Annotated in this window: 14 protein-coding genes and 1 pseudogene; 9 read left to right on the top strand and 6 right to left on the bottom strand. The window is 62.5% G+C overall.

What is annotated here, in order from left to right; genetic code table 11:
* The first annotated feature begins 162 nt into the window (after positions 1–162).
* Entirely contained in the window at positions 163–3,822 is a 3,660-nt protein-coding gene (locus tag C8C92_RS08695) for an EAL domain-containing protein (RefSeq protein ID WP_116745888.1), read from the top strand.
* Here C8C92_RS08695 and xth read toward each other — a convergent pair.
* The gene (gene xth / locus C8C92_RS08700; protein ID WP_116743550.1) at positions 3,819–4,583 is read right to left on the bottom strand and encodes an exodeoxyribonuclease III; all 765 of its coding nucleotides are present in this window, start codon (positions 4,581–4,583) and stop codon (positions 3,819–3,821) included. The two genes, C8C92_RS08695 and xth, sit on opposite strands and share 4 nt — an antisense overlap.
* 570 nt (positions 4,584–5,153) lie before the next feature.
* Between xth and C8C92_RS08705 the strand changes: the two genes are divergently transcribed.
* From C8C92_RS08705 to C8C92_RS08720, 4 genes are read left to right on the top strand one after another with little or no spacing between them, the layout of a single operon-like run.
* Complete coding sequence (locus C8C92_RS08705; RefSeq protein ID WP_099760191.1) at positions 5,154–5,525, top strand: hypothetical protein; 372 nt, start codon at positions 5,154–5,156, stop codon at positions 5,523–5,525.
* 10 nt (positions 5,526–5,535) lie between these two features.
* Positions 5,536–5,724, top strand: coding sequence for a DUF1653 domain-containing protein (locus C8C92_RS08710; RefSeq protein ID WP_034782199.1), 189 nt, complete (start codon positions 5,536–5,538; stop codon positions 5,722–5,724).
* Positions 5,725–5,756: 32 nt separating this feature from the next.
* Positions 5,757–6,227 (top strand): CreA family protein, encoded by a 471-nt coding sequence (locus C8C92_RS08715; RefSeq protein ID WP_071079295.1) that lies wholly within the window; start codon positions 5,757–5,759, stop codon positions 6,225–6,227.
* 11 nt (positions 6,228–6,238) lie between these two features.
* Positions 6,239–6,772 carry a hypothetical protein gene (locus tag C8C92_RS08720; RefSeq protein WP_207780983.1) on the top strand — a complete coding sequence of 178 codons (534 nt, stop codon included), beginning with the start codon at positions 6,239–6,241 and terminating at the stop codon, positions 6,770–6,772.
* A 93-nt stretch (positions 6,773–6,865) separates the two neighbouring features.
* Here the strand turns inward: C8C92_RS08720 and C8C92_RS08725 are convergent, their stop codons facing one another.
* A complete protein-coding gene (locus C8C92_RS08725; protein ID WP_116743551.1) occupies positions 6,866–8,359 on the bottom strand; it encodes a leucyl aminopeptidase in 1,494 nt (497 codons plus the stop codon).
* A 67-nt stretch (positions 8,360–8,426) separates the two neighbouring features.
* Between C8C92_RS08725 and lptF the strand changes: the two genes are divergently transcribed.
* The 4 genes from lptF to C8C92_RS08745 are packed head-to-tail and all read left to right on the top strand — an operon-like array spanning position 8,427 to position 12,113.
* A complete protein-coding gene (gene lptF / locus C8C92_RS08730; RefSeq protein WP_116743552.1) occupies positions 8,427–9,572 on the top strand; it encodes an LPS export ABC transporter permease LptF in 1,146 nt (381 codons plus the stop codon).
* Positions 9,569–10,738 (top strand): LPS export ABC transporter permease LptG, encoded by a 1,170-nt coding sequence (lptG, locus tag C8C92_RS08735; protein ID WP_096234398.1) that lies wholly within the window; start codon positions 9,569–9,571, stop codon positions 10,736–10,738. The genes lptF and lptG overlap by 4 nt, the downstream gene beginning before the upstream one ends.
* Positions 10,738–11,145: a CbiX/SirB N-terminal domain-containing protein gene (locus C8C92_RS08740; RefSeq protein WP_116743553.1), complete on the top strand. Its 408-nt coding sequence runs from the start codon at positions 10,738–10,740 to the stop codon at positions 11,143–11,145. Before lptG ends, C8C92_RS08740 begins: the two co-directional genes overlap by 1 nt.
* Positions 11,142–12,113, top strand: coding sequence for a stealth family protein (locus tag C8C92_RS08745; RefSeq protein WP_116743554.1), 972 nt, complete (start codon positions 11,142–11,144; stop codon positions 12,111–12,113). Before C8C92_RS08740 ends, C8C92_RS08745 begins: the two co-directional genes overlap by 4 nt.
* Positions 12,114–12,119: 6 nt before the next feature.
* Here C8C92_RS08745 and C8C92_RS08750 read toward each other — a convergent pair whose 3' ends face one another.
* From C8C92_RS08750 to cysD, 4 genes and pseudogenes are all read right to left on the bottom strand, one after another.
* Positions 12,120–12,770 (bottom strand): hypothetical protein, encoded by a 651-nt coding sequence (locus C8C92_RS08750; protein ID WP_133250723.1) that lies wholly within the window; start codon positions 12,768–12,770, stop codon positions 12,120–12,122.
* Positions 12,771–13,018: 248 nt separating this feature from the next.
* Complete coding sequence (cobA, locus tag C8C92_RS08755) at positions 13,019–13,783, bottom strand: uroporphyrinogen-III C-methyltransferase (RefSeq protein WP_116743556.1); 765 nt, start codon at positions 13,781–13,783, stop codon at positions 13,019–13,021.
* Positions 13,784–13,797: 14 nt separating this feature from the next.
* Positions 13,798–15,117 carry a GTP-binding protein gene (locus C8C92_RS08760; protein ID WP_116743557.1) on the bottom strand — a complete coding sequence of 440 codons (1,320 nt, stop codon included), beginning with the start codon at positions 15,115–15,117 and terminating at the stop codon, positions 13,798–13,800.
* Positions 15,117–16,034: pseudogene (gene cysD, locus C8C92_RS27715) on the bottom strand (sulfate adenylyltransferase subunit CysD); the annotation flags it as partial. The gene C8C92_RS08760 and the pseudogene cysD, both read right to left, overlap by 1 nt.
* Positions 16,035–16,050: the final 16 nt, after the last annotated feature.

Raw genomic sequence — 16,050 nt, forward strand, 5'->3', positions numbered from 1 at the left:
TGCAACGGGCGTGTTGCAAGTGGTCTGTGGTGTTTCAGGTATTGCCAATAAGGAATATGAAAAAACCCCGGGAAACTGGTTTATGATCTAACAGCACTATGATGCCTGACGAATATATTGGTCAGGTGCATTCCGACCGCTAACAACCGACCCATGGTGTCCATGAACCGCGTACCGACCAGTCCCGATTTCATCGCCGATGCCTTGCAGCTGATCGCCTTGCCCGCCTGCGCCTGCGATGCCTGCGGCATGGTGGTCGCGGTGAATGGCGCCTTGAGCGCCCTGCTGGGCAGGGATGTGTCGGGCCGCCTGCTGGCCGACTGTTTCACGGATGCTTACCGCGCGTCGAGCAGCAGCATGCTGCGTGGCGCGCTGGGGGCGGCCGGGCGCGAACGGCACTGGGACAGCAGCCTGGAGGGAATCGATGCGGCCATCGCCGTGCAGGTATGGGCCAAGCCGCTGCCGGTGGGCGATGGCTTGCCGGGCGCGACCCTGGTATTTGCCGACATCAGCGTGCAGCAGCGCGACCAGCACGCCTTGCGCAAGACCTTGCTGGAACAGCAGGCCATCCTGGAAAGCGCGGCCGTCGGTATCGTGTTTTCCAGGGGCGGCTTCATCGAGGAGTGCAATATTCGCGCCGCCGAGATGTTCGGCTATGCGCGCCACCAGTTGACCGGTATGCCGGGCGCGGTGCTGTACCGCTCCGCCGAGCATTGCCGCATCCTGGGGCTGGAAGCGGCGCCGCTGCTTTCCAAGGGCAAGCCATACCGCACCGAACTGGAATTGCGGCGCCAGGATGGCACGCTGTTCTGGAGCCGGCTGCACGGGCGCGCCGTCGATCCCTTGAATACGCATGACGGCACGGTCTGGATCATCGAAGATATCAGCGACCACCGGCGCGATGAAGACCAGCTGCGCCGCGCCATGCTGGAAATGCAGGCCGTGATGGACAACGCGCCGCTGGCCATCGGTTTTCAGCGCGACAAGGGCGTGCTGCGCTACAACCGCCGCTTCGCCGAATGCTTCGGCTTTGATGGCGACAGCGGCGTGGGCCTGGCCGTCGCCGACCTGTACCCGTCGCGCGCGGCCTACGAGAACGTGGTGCGGCAAGCGTCGCCCCTGCTGCGGCGCGGCCAGCCGTTCCAGGGCGAGATGGAGATGCGCCGCCGCGACGGTTCCACATTCTGGGCGCTGGCGTATGGCTACGTGCTGAACCCGGAGAGCCAGACCGACCGCGGCTTGCGCGACACGATCTGGCTGTTCGACGACCGCAGCGCGCAGAAAGCGGCCGAGGAGGCCACGCGCCAGCTGATGCTGGAGCAGCAGGCCATCCTCGACAATGCGTCCGTCGGCATCCTGTTTTCGCGTTCGCGCCTGGTCTTGCGCTGCAATCCCCGCTTCGCCGAAATGTTCGGCTACGCGCAGGAGGAGATGACGGGCCTGCCCGCCGCCGAGCTGTTTCCCTCGCCCGCCGCCTACGCAGCGTTTGGAGTGCAAGCCACGCCCCTGCTGGGGCAGGGCTTGCCGTACGAGCAGGATGAGGTGCTGTTCCGCCGCCGCGATGGCAGCCTGTTCTGGTGCCGCATCCGCGCCAAGGCCGTCGACCAGGCGCATAGCGAGCAGGGCACCATCTGGATACTCGAAGACGTCACGGACAGCCGCCAGGCGCAGATGGAAGTGGCGGCCATCATGACGAATGCCTCGGTGAGCATCCTGTATACCAAGAACCGCCAGATCACGCGCTACAACCTGGGCTTTGCCGCGATGTTCGGCTACAGCGGCGACGAGGCGCTGGGCCTGCCCGGGCGCGCGCTGTACGTGTCGCAGCAGTCCTACGAGTTGCTGGGCGCGGCGGCCTTCCCTTTCCTGTCGGTGGCCAAGCCGTTCCAGACGGAAGTGGAAATGATGCGCCGCGACGGCACGACCTTGTGGGCGCAGCTGATCGCCTATGTCGTCAATCCGGACGATCCCGCCGCCGGCACCATCTGGATCATCGAGGACCGCACGGAAGCGAAGCGCGCCGAAGAATCCTTGCGCAATGCGCTGCTGGAAAACCAGGCCATCCTCGACAGCGCCGTGCTGGGCATCTCGGTGGTGGAGGGCGGCTACAATTTGCGTGCCAACAGCAAGATGGAAGAGCTGTTCGGTTATGGCCCCGGCGAGATCAACGGCCTGTCGGTGCAGGCCCTGTATCCGGACGTGGCCGCGTGGAAGACGGCACGCGGCGAGACGGCGCGCGACTTCGCGGCGGGGCGTGTGCACATGTCGGAATACCAGCTGGTGCGCAAGGATGGCAGCCGCTTCTGGGCGCGCCTGTCCGGCCGGCCGTTCGACCTGGCGCATGCGCATGGCCGTTCCGTGTGGCTGGTCGACGACGTGACGGCGCGCCGCGAGGCGGCCGAGGCGGTGCGCCGCGCGCGCGACGAACTGGAGCTGCGCGTGCACGAACGCACGGCCGAACTGGCCGGCGCCAATCTGCTGCTGCAGGGCGAGATCGCCGAACGGCGCCAGGCCGAGGCGCGCGTGCACCACATGGCCTATCACGACAACCTGACGGGCTTGCCGAACCGCGCACTGCTGTCGGACCGCCTGGAGCGGGCCATGCTGGCCTCGCAGCGCTCCGGGCGCAAGCTGGCCGTGATGTTCATCGACCTGGACCGTTTCAAGACCATCAACGATTCGCTGGGCCACATGACGGGCGACGTGCTGCTCAAGGAAGTGGCTGCTCGGCTGTGCCGCGCGGTGCGCGCCAGCGACACGGTGGCGCGCCTGGGCGGCGATGAATTCGTCGTCCTGGTGCCGGGCATCCGCGACACCGACGAGGCGGCGCGCGTGGCCGAGAAGGTCATCGAGGCGCTGACGCCCGCCTTTCCGCTCGACGGCCACGTGCTGCACGTGACGCCGTCCATCGGCATCTGCGTGTATCCGGACGATGGCGGCGATGTCGACGCCCTGATGCGCCATGCCGATGCGGCCATGTACCACGCCAAGGGCAATGGCCGCAATAACTACCAGTTCTTCACGCAGACGATGAACCAGGCGGCGGCCCTGCACTTCGACCTGGAAAGCAGCTTGCGCACGGCGCTGGCGCTGCAGCAGTTCGAACTGTTTTACCAGCCCATCATCGATATCGCCACGCGCCGCCTGCATGGCATGGAAGTGCTGCTACGCTGGCGCCGCCCTGGCCACGGCCTGGTGCTGCCTGACCGCTTCATTCCCATCATGGAGGAAAACGGCTTGATCGTGCCGGTGGGCGAATGGGTCATGCGCCAGGCGTGCGAGCAAAGCATGGCCTGGCAGCGCCAGGGCTTGCAGCCCGTGCCCCTGGCGGTGAATTTGTCGCCGCGCCAGTTCATGCACAAGGGCCTGGTGGCGGCCATCGGCGACGTGGTGCGGGAAACGGGCATCGATCCGGCGCTGCTGGAATTCGAGATCACCGAGACGGCGCTGATGCAGCACGGCGAGCATACGCTGGAGATTTTGCGGCAGATTAATGGCATGGGCCTGCGCCTGTCGATCGACGATTTCGGCACCGGCTATTCCAGCCTGGCCTACCTGAAGCGCTTCCCCGTGAAAAAGGTCAAGATCGACCGTGCCTTCATCAAGGACCTGGAACACAGCGCGGAAGACCGCGCCATCGTGGCGGCCATCATCGCGCTGGCCGACAGCCTGCAATTGTCGACCGTGGCCGAGGGCGTGGAGACGGAAGAACAGTTCGCCCTGCTGCAGGCGAACGGCTGCCGCTATGCGCAGGGCTATCTGTTCTCCGCGCCCGTGCCGGCGGTTAATGCGCAGGTGCTGCTAGAGAGACGCAGCGTTTAATCGATGGTGGCCACAACCGGCGCGTGGTCCGACGGCTGTTCCCATTTACGGGGCACGCGGTCGATCACGCACGCCGTGCAGCGGCCAGCCAGGGCGGGCGAGAGCAGGATATGGTCGATGCGCAAGCCCTTGTTCAGGCGGAAGCCCAGCTGGCGGTAGTCCCACCAGCTGAACGATTTTTCCGCCTGCTCGAACAGACGGAAGGCGTCCGTCAGGCCGATGTCGAACAGGCGCTGCAGGGCGGCGCGTTCCTTGTCCGAGACCAGCACCTGGCCGGCCCAGGCGACAGGGTCGTGCACGTCGCGGTCGTCGGGGGCGATATTGTAGTCGCCCACGACGGCCAGCTGCGGGTGCTGCAGCGCTTCTTCGGCCAGCCAGTCGTGCAGGGCGGACAGCCAGCCCAGCTTGTACTCGTATTTGTCCGATTCGATGCTCTGGCCGTTCGGCACGTAGGCGCAGACGACGCGCACGCCACCGATCGTCGCGGCCAGGATGCGCTGCTGCGCATCTTCATAGCGGGGATTGTTCTTCACCACGTCGGTGATCGGCAGCTTCGACAGGATGGCCACGCCGTTGTAGGTTTTCTGGCCGCTGAAGACCACCTGGTAACCGGCCGCCTCGATCTCGGTGACGGGGAACTTGTCATCCGTGAGCTTGGTCTCTTGCAAGCAGAGTATGTCGACCGGGTTGTCTGTCAGCCACTGCAGCACTTGCGGCAGGCGCACTTTGAGTGAGTTGACGTTCCAGGTGGCGAGTTTCATGGGAAAAATCCTTGCTTGAATAGGTATCGATAAGCGCGAATCTTACCGCATGCGTGTCGCCGGCGTGCTGCCCGCCGCTTGTCGCGCAAGCACCTTATTTTCCCATAGGGAAAAAGAGTGTTCATAAAGTATTTATATTTAGCCAATCGTAGCGCATGAATATTATGTTTTTGTGTATGATTGATCAACCCCTATGTTTGATTTGGCATAAATGGCTGGCGTGGCAGGCTGCGTCTCGCCGTTTAACGCGACAAAGGTGTAAAGTTTCTCGCTGAAACGCGATAAAAACTACTAAAATGGCACAATGTAACAACTGTGTCACACGGCTTTGTTACAGCCAAGTTGAGAACCGAACAGGAAGCAGTTGTAATTAGTTGTAATTGCTATTCCGATTACATGACCACTGTGCCGGGGCGGAGCGTCAGTTCCGTCCTTGGCGCCGCCAGACTTGTTATATAAATTGCAGTACTATATCTATGAGACTGTTTTGCAACATCAATAGATGGTACTATTTTGAAATGTTGCAGTTTTAATAGTGAGACTTGCGCGTAGCATTTGCAAAGGAAGAAAATGCGAACTGCATTTGAAGCGTGGGCGCAGCGTGACGGCCACATTGTGCGGCGAAGAGAAGACAAACCGGATGAGTACCTGATTTTCGAGACCCAGCGCCGCTGGGTTATCTGGCAGGCAGCTCTGACGCATGGCAAGACGGCGGCCAAGCCGCGCGTGAGCGCGGCCGAAAAGGCGGCGAAAGCCCAGCGCGCGCTGGAAATGTCCTCCGATGAGGCGATCGTGCGCAACAAGGTGCTCAATGAAGTGCTTGACGCCTTCAGCGGTGCCGATGGCGCTGCCGGCATGGAAGGCATACTGAAAGTGATCCAGGGCCTGAAGATGAAGCAGAAGGCACTGGCCGACGACAAGAGCGAAGATTCAACGGCTTGAGGGGACGGCGATGCGTTATCGACACTACAAGGGCGGCATTTATGAACTGGTGTGCGAAGCCACGCTGGAAGCGGATCTGACGCCGATGATCGTGTATCGCGCCGCGGACGGTTCCATCTGGACCCGGCCGAAAGACGTGTTCTTTCAACTGATCGAAGTCGAAGGCGTCATGGTCCAGCGTTTCGCTCCCATCAACTGATGGCCGCCTGCGTGCGTGCCCGGGATTATTTCATGCGTAAATTGCTGCCTGCCGCTTTGGTGCTGGGCTTTGCCTGCACCGCGGCGCATGCCGAAACCATCGGTTCGGTCGACACGGTGTTCAAACTGATCGGCCCTGACCACAAGATCGTCGTCGAAGCCTACGACGATCCCCGTGTCGCTGGCGTCAGCTGCTATCTGTCGCGCGCCAAGACCGGTGGCATCAAGGGCGCCGTCGGCCTGGCCGAGGACAAGGCCGATGCGGCCGTCGCCTGCCGCCAGGTGGGGCCGCTGCAATTCAAGGGCAAGCTGCCGCGCCAGGAAGAAGTGTTTACCGAGCGTGCCTCGATCTTCTTCAAGCATGTGCGCGTGGTGCGCATGGTCGACAGCAAGCGCAATGCGCTGGTCTACCTCGTGTATTCCGACCGCCTGATCGAGGGCAGCCCGAAAAACAGCGTCACCGCCGTCGCCGTGCCCGGCGACCAGCCGATTCCCGTCCGTTAAGCGAGCTACCCATGCGTGTGCCGCTGTCTGCCCCCCTTGCCGCCTTTGCCGCCGGGGCGCTGCTGTTCGCGCTGGGCGGCTGCGCCACCTTGACCGGCAATACCGAGCAGATGGTGCTGGTGCAAACCATCCAGGACAACCGCGAGCTCAATGGCGCCGGCTGTATCCTCAGCAACGACGTGGGCAAGTGGTTCGTCACCACGCCGGGGCGCATTACCATCCGCAAGAGCCAGGAGCCTCTGAAGGTCGATTGCCGCAAGCACGGTTCACCCGCCATCGCCACGGACGACCACATCGATCCCAAGCTCAATGCCAGCGTCTGGGGCAATGTCATCCTGACCCTGGGTGTCGGCTATTTCGTTGACCGCAACACCGGCGCCGGCTTCGATTATCCATCGATTTTGACCATCGTCATGCAAGACCCCGCGCGCCTGGCGCCGCCGCCCGCGCCGATTCCGTTGCCGCCGCCAGCGGCCGCCGTGCCGGAATCGGTGGTGCAGCCGAAGGTGGCGCCATCGCCTTTGCCCAATCCCGTCGTCTACTGATTCAACTACACGTCAAAAAGCCGCCAGGGTCAGTGACCGTGGCGGCTGTTTCGCGACGCCGGTAGCGCAGGGCGCTACCGGCAAGGCGTCAACTTAGACCCGATTGATCAGGAACGTCGTCAGCAGGGGCACTGGACGGCCGGTCGCGCCTTTTGCGCCGCCCGATTTCCATGCCGTGCCGGCGATGTCCAGATGCGCCCAGGTGTACTTCTTGGTGAAGTTTTCCAGGAACGCCGCTGCCGTCACCGAGCCGCCGCCTGGCGTGCCGATGTTGGCCAGGTCGGCGAAGTTCGACTTCAGCTGCTCGTTGTAGGCTTCTTCGATCGGCATGCGCCATGCCGTGTCGCTCGACTGTTTGCCCGCTGCCAGCAGTTCATTGGCCAGCAGGTCATGCGCCGCATCGCTGCGCGTAAACAGGCCGCTGTTGTGGTGGCCCAGGGCGACGACGCAAGCGCCCGTCAGGGTGGCGATGTCGACCACGGCTGCCGGCTTGAAGCGTTCGGCGTAGGTCAGCGCGTCGCACAGCACCAGACGGCCTTCGGCGTCGGTATTGAGCACTTCGATGGTCAGTCCGTTCATCGAGGTGACGATGTCGCCCGGCTTGGTGGCGCGGCCCGATGGCATGTTTTCGCACGCGGCGATGACGCCGATGACGTTCAGCTTCAGGTTCATTTCGCCAATGGCGCGGAAGGTGCCCAGTACCGAGGCGGCGCCGCACATGTCGTACTTCATTTCATCCATGCCAGGACCGGCCTTGATCGAAATGCCGCCCGTGTCGAAGGTGATGCCCTTGCCGACCAGGACCACTGGCGCATCCTTGGCCTTGCCGCCCATGTGCTTCAGGACGATGAATTTTGGCGGTTGTTCGCTGCCGTTGGTGACGGACAGGAAGCTGCCCATTTTCAGCGCTTCGAGCTGTTTGCGGTCCAGCACTTCGACTTCAAACTTGTAATCCTTGGCCAGCTGCTTGGCCGTGTTGGCCAGGTAGGTCGGGTTGGCGACGTTGGCAGGCAGGTCGCCCAGCTTGCGCGTCAGGTCGGAACCGTTGGCAATGGCGATGGCTTGCGCCAGCGCGCCGCGCGTGGCTGCCGTTGCCGGCGCTGCCAGGGCGATCTTGCGCACGCCTGCTGGTGCCGGATCTTTTTTGCTTTTTTGCGAGTCGCAGCGGTATTCGCTGTCGTGGGCGGCTTGCACCACGCAACGGATTGCCCAATTTACGTCTCGCTCTTTCACTTCCGTCAGCGGTAATGCGATAATGGCGTCCGCAGCGCCCAGCGAGCCGAAAGCCTTGAGGGCCGCTTGTACACCGGTAGCGAAGCTTTTTTCGCTGACAGTTTCATCGCTGCCCATGCCTACCAGCAGAACACGTTCGGCGGCGACGCCATCGACTGCGCGCAGCAGCAAGGTGCTGCCTGGCTTGCCGCTGATGTCGCCGGACTTCAGCGCAGCCGAAATCGCACCCTTGCTGTCCAGCGATTTTGCCGCTGGCGACAGTTTTTTGTTTTCGAATACCGCAACCGCGATGCATCCGCTTTTGGCCGTGCCGAGGGTGCTCTTGGTATCGAATGCTTTTATGCTAAAGTCCATTTGGTTCTCCGTTTTCATTTACTAGTAACGTGTTACTCAACTAACTGACCCGAATTATAAACTCCGAATGATCTTTCAACGCGCCCTTCGACGTGAATTGGCTAGTGCCGCCGGGGCCACCTTCACTGTTTTATTCAGCATCCTGCTCACCTGGATGCTGATCGGTATTCTCGGCAAGGCGGCGGGCGGCAAGATTGCGTCGGCCGACGTCATGTCGCTGATGGTTTTTTCCGCTCTGATGCAGCTGCCCACCATCATCATCCTGACCGGTTTCATTTCGGTGCTGATGGTCGTCACGCGCAGCTACAAGGAGTCGGAGATGGTGGTGTGGTTTGCCTCCGGCCTGAGCCTGTCGCGCTGGATCTGGCCCGTGCTCAGCTTCGGCCTGCCGCTGGTGCTGGCCACCGGCATCCTGAGCCTGTACGCCACGCCGTGGGCGCAAAAGAAAAGCGATGAATATGTGGCGCGCTTTGAAAAGCGCGAAGACCTGCAGAAAGTCACGCCGGGCCAGTTCCGCGAATCGGCCGGCAGCAACCGCATCTTCTTCGTCGAGGGCGTCAGCGGCGAGAAGAACGTGGTGCAGAACGTCTTCGTCAATACCGTCGATGCAAAAGGCAGCGCCGTCGTCGTCGTCGCCAAGGAAGGCGTGATCAATACCGACGCCAAGGGCGAACGCTTCCTGGTGCTCAAGAGCGGCCGCCGCTACCAGGGCGTGCCGACGCAGGCGGACTTCCAGACCATGGAATTCGAGCAGTACATCATGCGCATCGAGAGCAAGCAGCAGGAACTGGGCGCGGAACTGGGCGTGCGCGCGATGAGCACCATGGCGCTCATCGCCGATCCGAATCCATACACCATGGCTGAATTGCTGTGGCGCGTCAGTGCGCCCATGATCGGCCTGATGCTGATCCTGCTGGCCATTCCACTGGGCTTTGTCAATCCGCGCGCCGGCAGTTCGGCCAATCTGATCGTGGCCCTGCTGATTTTCTTTACGTACAGCAATCTTATCAAGGTCGTCGAAGCGAGCGTGAAACAGGGGCGCCTGACATTCGGCCTGGCCTGGTGGCCGCTGCACCTGCTGGCGGCACTGGCCGTGGTGGCGCTGTTTGCGTGGCGCCTGAATGTGAATCACCGCTATCATCCGCTGGTCCTGCTGGCGTCCTTCAAGCGCGCGCGCCGCGCCGGCAAACCAAGTAAAGCGGTATCGAAATGAAGATTTTACAGCGCTATTTTGCGGTCTCGATATTCCAGGCGGTGCTGTTCGTGCTGCTGGCCTTCCTGGCACTGCAAGCCTTCATCGACCTGACGGGCGAGCTGCCCAAGGTGGGCCGCAACGGCTACACCATCCAGTATGCCTTCCTGTATGTGCTGGTACTGGTGCCGGGCCATGTGTACGAGGTGATGCCGATCGCGGCACTGATCGGCACGATCTACACGATGGCGCAGTTTGCGGCCAGCTCCGAATTTACCATCATGCGCGCCTCGAGCATGTCGACGGCGATGGCGGCCGGTTTCCTGTTCCGCATCGGTATCGTCTTCGTGGTCATCACCTTCATCTTTGGTGAGCTGATCACGCCGCGTACCGAGCCGCTGGCCGAACGCCTCAAGCTGACGTCGCGCGGCGCGGCCGTGTCGAGCGAGTTTCGCTCGGGCCTGTGGACCAAGGACATGGTCAAGAGCGACGGCCTGACGGGCACCGTCACCGGTTCGCGCTTTTTCAATGTGGGCGAAGCGCGTCCGGACGGCCAGCTGAAAAACGTCAAGCTGTATGAATTTGATACCGATATGCGTTTGCGCACCCTGACCGTGGCCAAGGGGGCGACGTATCAGGGCAATAATATCTGGCGCCTGACCGATGTGACGGAAACCTCGTTCTCGAACAGCGCGGCGACCTCGCCCGGCTTCGAACCGAAGCTGGCGAACTACTTTGGGCAGGAAACGAGCCTGGTGCGCACGGTACAGAGCGCCAGCAAGGACATGACGTCGGAAGTGACGCCGAAGATCCTGACGGTGTCGGCTTCCGACCCCGAGCGCATGTCGGCCAGCGAACTGGCCGTGTACACGCGCCACCTGGCCGAGAACAAGCAGGAAACCGAGCGTTTCCGCATCGCTTTCTGGAAAAAGCTGATCGATCCGCTGGCCATCTTCGTGCTGATGGCGCTGGCGCTGCCGTTCGCCTACATGCACACGCGCAGCGGCGGCATCAGCCTGAAGATCTTCATCGGCATCATGATCGGCGTGAGCTTCATGCTGGTCAACACGCTGTTTTCGCATCTTGGGCTACTCAGCACCTGGCCGGCCTTCCTGACGGCGGTGGCGCCGAGCACCCTGTATCTGCTGCTGGCGCTGGGCGCCTTGTGGTGGGTGGAAAGACACTAATGGAGACGAACGTGCAACAGGCACTGATCTTGTTTGCCCATGGCGCGCGCGCCGCATCGTGGGCTGCGCCCTTCGAGCGCCTGCGCGACCTGACCCAGGCGCGCATGCCCGGCACCAGCGTGCACCTGGCCTTCCTGGAGCTGATGACGCCGCGCCTGCCCGAGCTGGTGGCGACCCTGCTGGCCGAGCTGCCCGCCGGCGCCATCCTGGATATCACCGTGGTGCCCGTGTTCCTGGGGCAGGGCGGGCATGTGCTGCGCGACTTGCCGCTGTTGCTGGAAGAACTGCGCCAGCAGCATCCGGCACTGCGCCTGAAGGTGGTCGAGGCGGTGGGCGAGAACGCCAGCGTGCTCGCTGCCATCGCCGATTACTGCGTGGCGGCGCCAGGCTCCAGCCCTCTGCCTTGAGCGGCATCGACATCGACATCGTCTACCTGTGGGTTGACGGCGCCGATCCCGCATGGCGCACGCGCCGGCGGCACGCCTATGCCGCCTGGGCGCAGGCGCATCCCGGCCAGCTGGCCCTGCACGGCAACGTGGCGGGGCGCTACCGCGACAACGGCGAACTGCGCTACAACCTGCGCGCGCTCGAGCGCTTCTTCCCCGGCCACGGCCACATCTACCTGCTGACGGACCGGCAAGTGCCCCACTGGCTGCGCGTCTCACCACGCCTGACGGTAATCGACCATGCCAGCCTGATGCCCGGTGCCTCCCTGCCCGTGTTCGACTCCGGCCATATCGAATCATACCTGCACCATATTCCCGGCTTGTCCGAACGCTTCCTGTACCTGAACGACGACGTATTTTTTGGCGCGCCGTTCGAGCCCGCGTTCTGGTTCGGTGAGGAAGGGGAGGGGCATCTGAGTGTGTTTACGGAGAGTGCGCTGCAGCCCGATTTGCAGGGCTTGCGCGCCGACGTGGCGGCGCCCGTGAATTGCGCCACCCTGTCGCGGCAATGGCTGTCGGCGCAGTACGCCGATTACCGGCATGAACCGCACCTGTATGCGCATGCGCCGCGGCCCATGCTGAAAAGCGCGCTGCATGCACTGGAAGGGCTGGCGCCGGCCATGTTTGCCAACGTGCGCGCGACGGTGTTCCGTTCCTGGCAGGTGCCGGCACTGCTGCCCGACCTGGTGCCGCGCTGGATGGTGCATCAGGGACTGGCGCGCTCGCGCATGCTCGACCCGCTGCATATCGCCAGCGGCGATGTGGATGCGCCGCAGCAGCTCGAGGCGTTGGCGGCACGTTTCGGCTGTTTGCCGTTTTTCTGTATCAACGATACCTGCGACGAGGCCGACGATGACGATCCGCGCCTGCAGCGCGTGGCCGCGACCTTGCAGCGGCTGCTGCCGCTGCCGTCTTCCTTTGAAATTTGAAGACGGTTAAGCCGCTTTTTTCTTCGGCGCCAGGCTGATGCGGGCGGCGGCCGTGGTGTCGGACAGCGACGCGAGAAACAGCAGCAAATAGGCGCCCAGTTCGAAGACTTCCTCGCCCAGCAGCGCGTAAGCATCCGGCATGCCGTGAAATACCTTCTTGTCGAAAGGCCAGCCAGCGACCATCAGCAAGCCGCCGATGGCTGTCAGGATGGTGATGCGCATGCTGAAAATCAGGCCGGCATGGGCAAAGACTTTGCGCGCGCGCGGCGCGAAGAAAATCAGCACGCGTATCAGGATCAGCAATTCCACCACGCGCAGGGCTTTTTCAAGCTGTGCCCAGGCCGGTGCCGTACCGAACTGGTCGATATCGAGTTCGCGCAGCAGGAAGCCGAACAGCAGGGCCGACAAGCCTGCATGCATGAGGAAACGCAGGGACTGGCGGTCAGGCTCTTGCCATGCGCGCACGCCGTGCACCGTACAGGCCAGGGCCAGGAACAGCGCCTGCAGCCATTCCAGTAAATGGTTTTCATCGTCGATATCTGGAAACACCGTCCACAGGGCGATGGAGGCTGCCATGCTCAGGAGTACTGCGCTGGCGACGCCGGCATTGCTGCGGCTGAGCGAAGTCAGGGCTTCGCGCACGGAAGAGAAATTCATGTGTGATCGTAACGGCTAAAGTTGCGCGGCGCGGTATTGCAGCCTGCGGGCGCAGCTTTTTTCGGGGAGACTGCTGCGCGGTTCCCGTCAGCGGGGAGGCCGCACAGCAAGCGCTATGGCGGGGTGTAGCGTGATTTGATTGCTATCACGCAACAACTTCTCGAGAAAAGATGCGGGTGCATCGTATCATGTTTCTTTTGAAGACGTCGGTTACTGACTTTAAAGTCGGTAAAATACGCTGTATTTATTCAGGCATGGCGCAGCAGAACAGCAGCCTCATCTTCGATGGCCTGGTGCGCGCGCGCGGCCATGGCGTCGCCCAGCATCACCAGCACGGGGCCGTGGGTGTCGCCCAGGCCATGTGCCAGAGCACTCAGCGTCAGGCGCACGATGCGCTGCTCCGGGCGGCTGCAGTTTTCAATCACCACCACGGGCGTGTCGATGCGCCGGCCCTGGGCCAGCAGGCGCTGCGCCGTGGCGATGGCTTCGCGTCCGCCCATGTATTGCACCAAGGTATCGCAGTCGGGAATGCGCGTCTGCTCCGTTTCGCCCGGCGCCGTGCTGGAGGTAAAGAAGGCCACGCTGCGCGAGACGCCTCGCTTGGTCAGTGGTTGCTGTGTAGCGGCCGCCGCCGCCAGGGCTGTGGTAATGCCGGGCACCACTTCGACAGCGATGCCCGCTTCTTCCAGTGCCCGCAGCTCTTCGTCGGCACGGCCGAACAGCATGGGGTCGCCCCCTTTCAGCCGCACCACGATGGCGTGCTTGCGCGCATTGTCGACCAATTGCTTGTTGATGAACGCCTGCGCCGTCGACAACTGGCCGCAGCGCTTGCCGACAAGAATTTTTTGCGCCTGCGGGCACAGCTCCAGCATCTCGCTTGTCACCAGCGCGTCGTGCAGCACGACGTCTGCTTGCGCCAGCAGGCGCGCGCCACGCAAGGTCATCAGGTCTTGTGCGCCGGGGCCGGCGCCGATCAAATAGACCTTGCCGGGGAGAGATGCGGAGTTGTTCATGGTGCTTGCCTTCCTTAGCTGACGCGGATCATTCCTGCCGCGACCGTCTGGTGGGTCACTTCATCGATCAGGATAAACGCACCGGTGGCGCGGATATCGGCATACGCGTCGGCTGCCAGTGCCTGCTGCACGTTCAGGCTGATGCGCGCGATATCGTTCAGCTTCAAGCCTTCGGCCGGATGGCGCTGCTGCGTATTGATATCGAGGATCGACTCGATCGCCGTCACTTTCGCCGCCGTCTGTTTCGTGCCGTGCTTGATCCAGTACTTGCGGCGCAGGTCCAGCGCGTCTTCGGACAGCCAGCACACGTCGGCCACCACTGTTTTCAGCAGGGTGGCAGGGCGCTCGCTGCTGGCCAGCAAGTCGCCGCGCGAAATGTCGAGGTATTCATTGAGCAGCAGGGTGACGGACTGGCCCACCACGGCGGTGCTCAGCGAGCCGTCCAGCGTGACGATATCCTTGACCGTTGCCGTCTGGCCCGAGGGCTGCACCACCAGGGTGTCGCCGATGCTGACCTTGCCCGCCTCGATGCGGCCCATGTAGCCGCGGAAGTCGTTCGCTTCGTGGCCATTGTGGCGCGCCACCAGTTGCACCGGGAAGCGGAAAGGCGTGTCGTGCGATTCGTCGTAGACGGACAAGGATTCAAGCAGCTCGATCAGGGTCGGGCCCGTGTACCAGCCCAGCTTGTCGCCGCGTTCGACGACGTTGTCGCCCGTCAAGGCGGACAGCGGGATCGGCGTGATGTCTTTCAAGCCCAGCGACTGGGCGAATGTGCGGTAGGCAGCGACGATGCGGTTGTACACCGTCTCATCGTAGTCGACCAGGTCCATCTTGTTGACGGCGACGACCACGTGCTCGATCTGCAGCAAATGGGCAATCGTCGAATGGCGCTTGGTCTGGATCAGCAATTCCACGCTGCCATCGTCACCGAGTTTGACTTTCGACACGTCGATCAGGATGATGACGGCGTCGGCCGTGGACGCCCCCGTGACCATGTTGCGCGTGTACTGTTCATGGCCCGGCGTGTCGGCGATGATGAACTTGCGTTTCGGCGTGGCGAAATAACGGTAGGCCACGTCGATGGTGATGCCTTGCTCGCGTTCCGCTTCCAGGCCGTCCGTCAGCAGCGACAGGTCGACCGTGTCGCCCACCGTGCGCTTGTGCTTGGAGCGCGACATGGCGTCGAGCTGGTCGGCGAAGATGCCCTTGCTGTCGAACAGCAAGCGTCCGATCAGGGTGCTCTTGCCATCATCGACGGAACCGGCCGTGATAAAGCGCAACATGCCGCGCTCTAAACTGTCGGTGGAGGTGGTGTTGGAGATTGCTGCGTTCATTAGAAATACCCTGCTTTCTTGCGTTTTTCCATCGAGGCTTCGGAAGTCTGGTCATCCATGCGGGTGGCGCCCCGTTCCGTGATTTGCGTGATTGCCGTCTCGGCGATGATGGCGTCGACCGTTGCCGCATCGGACGAGACGGGGCAGGTGCACGAGATATCGCCCACCGTGCGGAAGCGCACGACTTGCGTTTCCACCGTTTCGCCTTCGCGTGGCGGCGTCAGGTCCGTCAGCGGCACCAATAAACCGTTGCGCGGGATCACCTGGCGCTCGTGCGCAAAGTAGATCGGCGGCAATTCCAGCTTTTCGCGGGCGATGTATTGCCACACGTCCAGTTCGGTCCAGTTCGAGATGGGGAAGACGCGCATGTTTTCACCGGGATGCACGCGCGTGTTATACAGGTCCCACAATTCGGGGCGCTGGGCTTTCGGGTCCCAGGCGCCGAATTCGTCGCGGAAGGAAAAGATGCGTTCCTTGGCGCGGGCCTTTTCTTCATCGCGGCGCGCGCCGCCGATGCAGGCGTCAAACTTGTATTCAGCAATCGTTTCCAGCAAGGTCACGGCTTGCGCCGCATTGCGCGAATCCGTGGCCGGGTTGCGCAGGCGCACGGTGCCGCGCTGGATCGAATCTTCCACGGAGCCGACGATCAGGCGTTCGCCCAGTTCCGCCACTTTCTTGTCGCGGAACGTGATGACTTCCGGGAAGTTGTGGCCTGTGTCGATATGCACGAGGGGGAATGGAAACTTGCCTGGGCGGAAGGCTTTTTCGGCCAAACGCAGCAGGACGACGGAATCCTTGCCGCCCGAGAACAGCAAGGCGGGATTGGCCGATTCGGCCGCCACTTCGCGCAGGATGTGGATGGCTTCCGATTCAAGGCTGTCGAGGTGACGCTGGTTCAAAATATTGCTCATATGGGTGCTTTCTTGTTCTGCT

The sequence above is a fragment of the Janthinobacterium sp. 78 genome, assembly GCF_003096775.1.
In the GTDB taxonomy this organism is placed as follows: Bacteria; Pseudomonadota; Gammaproteobacteria; order Burkholderiales; family Burkholderiaceae_D; genus Janthinobacterium; species Janthinobacterium tructae.